This is a genomic window from Granulicatella sp. zg-84, assembly GCF_010892375.1.
Classification (GTDB): domain Bacteria; phylum Bacillota; class Bacilli; order Lactobacillales; family Aerococcaceae; genus WM01.
The window spans coordinates 1-2,426 of record NZ_WNJX01000007.1; the positions used below are offsets into that span (position 1 = coordinate 1).

Sequence of the window (2,426 nt, forward strand, 5' to 3'; positions counted from 1 at the left end):
CGAATACGTATGTACCAGGAAAAACAGAGTACACAGTAAACAAAGTTTGGGTGAATGGACCAACGGAAAAACCAACGATTTCAGTACAGTTGTATCAAAATGGAGCCGTTTATGGTGAAGTCGTAGAATTGACTTCAGGTACAACAAACCATACATGGCGAGACTTACCAGCAACAGATAATAGTGGAGTAGCTTACACCTATACAGTAGATGAAGTCAACGTTCCTGCAGGGTATGAAAAAGCAGTTGTAGATAATACTATCACGAATACGTATGTACCAGGAAAAACGGAGTACACTGTAAACAAAGTCTGGGTGAATGGACCAACAGAAAAACCAACAATTTCAGTACAGTTGTATCAAAATGGAGCAGTTTATGATAAAGCCGTAGAATTGACTTCAGGTACAACAAGCCATACATGGCGTGATTTACCAGCAACAGACAATACTGGAGTGGCTTACACATATACAGTAGATGAAGTGAACGTTCCTGCAGGGTATGAAAAAGCAGTTGTAGATAATACCATCACGAATACGTATGTACCAGAGAAAACAAGAGTCAGTGTTACAAAAGTATGGCGTGGAAACGTCAGCGAAAATAGTGTACAAGTACAGTTATATAAAAATGGAGAAGTAATGGGTGCTCCTGTTACCTTAAACGAATCTAATCAATGGAAATATGAGTTTACAGATTTATTAGTCGTAGATACTCCAGAACAACCAACACCAAATGTATACACAGCGAAAGAAATTGGTGAAGCTAACAATCGAGTAACAGTAGGTGACCATACATATACTGTTAATGTTGAAGGAACGCAAGCAAATGGCTATACGATAACAAATACCTATGTTGAGCCAATCAAACCAACACCACTACAACCAGGTAAAACAACTGTAAGTGTCACAAAAGTATGGCGTGGAAACGTAAGCGAAAATAGTGTACAAGTACAGTTATATAAAAATGGAGAAGTAATGGGTGCTCCTGTTACCTTAAACGAATCTAATCAATGGAAATATGAGTTTACAGATTTATTAGTCGTAGATACTCCAGAACAACCAACACCGAATATCTATACCGTGAAAGAAGTCGGGGAAGCGAACAATCGAGTAACAGTAGGAGACCATACATATACTGTTAATGTTGAAGGAACGCAAGCAAATGGCTATACGATAACAAATACCTATGTTGAGCCAATCAAACCAACACCACTACAACCAGGTAAAACAACTGTAAGTGTCACAAAAGTATGGCGTGGAAACGTAAGCGAAAATAGTGTACAAGTACAGTTATATAAAAATGGAGAAGTAATGGGTGCTCCTGTCACCTTAAACGAATCTAATCAATGGAAACATGAGTTTACAGATTTGTTCGTTGTAGACACTATGGAACAAGCAATACCGAATATCTATACCGTGAAAGAAGTTGGGGAAGCGAACAATCGAGTGACAGTAGGAGACCACACATATACGGTTAATACAGAAGGAACGCAAGCAAATGGCTATACGATAACAAATACCTATGTTGAGCCAATCAAACCGACACCACTACAACCAGGAACAACAAGTGTCAGTGTTACAAAAGTATGGCGTGGAAACGTCAGCGAAAATAGTGTACAAGTACAGTTATATAAAAATGGAGAAGCAATAGGTGCTCCTGTTACATTAAACGAATCTAATCAATGGAAACATGATTTTACAAATTTATTAGTCGTAGATACTCCAGAACAACCAACACCGAATATCTATACCGTGAAAGAAGTCGGGGAAGCGAACAATCGAGTAACAAAAGGAGCCAACACATATACCGTTAATGTCGAAGGAACTCAAAAAAATGGTTATACAATAACCAATACATATGTTGAACCAATAGTACCTACTAATTCTTCTAATTTAAGTAAAGTATTGATAGAAGAAAATAAAAATTCTATTTTGCCAAAAACAGGAACTATAGATTCTTCTATTTACTCATTAGTTCTATTTGTTATTGCTGGAGTAGTATACTCATTTAGAAATAAAAAAGAATAAGTGATTTTATCAGCCGATAATGAGGAATGTTCTTCGTTATCGGTTTTTTATTTTTAAATTTTAGTATAACATAATTTTATTTGTGTGATTTAATCAAAAATAAAAGGCTCTTCGTCAAATTGTGTTGGTGGAGAGAAATAGTGAGTATGTTGGTAGTGAATGGCATTAACCATTCACTACCTTTTTCCCATTCTTTTTCTGCCATTGGGAATGGTGTTGTATGATTAAAATACGTAATCTAAAATAGGAAAAACGTCTATAGCCATAGGCAATGCGTTTGATAACTTTAATATGATTGTTGATAGCTTCTGTGATACCGTTTGAATAAGGTGTGGTAAAAGCTTGATAAATACCATTCTGATAGGTTTTAAAAATATCAAATTTCTTTCTAAACCACTCTGG

2 protein-coding genes are annotated in these 2,426 nt (G+C 36.1%); one reads left to right on the forward strand and one right to left on the reverse strand.

The genetic code is table 11. The annotated features are described in order from the left end of the window. The coding region (locus GMA06_RS02545) for a Cna B-type domain-containing protein (RefSeq protein WP_163561593.1) at window positions 1–2,024 on the forward strand (2,024 nt) is incomplete at its 5' end. 165 nt (window positions 2,025–2,189) lie between these two features. On the opposite strand, the gene GMA06_RS02550 is transcribed toward GMA06_RS02545, so the two are convergent. Continuing rightward, window positions 2,190–2,426: transposase (locus GMA06_RS02550; RefSeq protein WP_163561594.1), on the reverse strand; the 237-nt coding region annotated here is incomplete at its 5' end.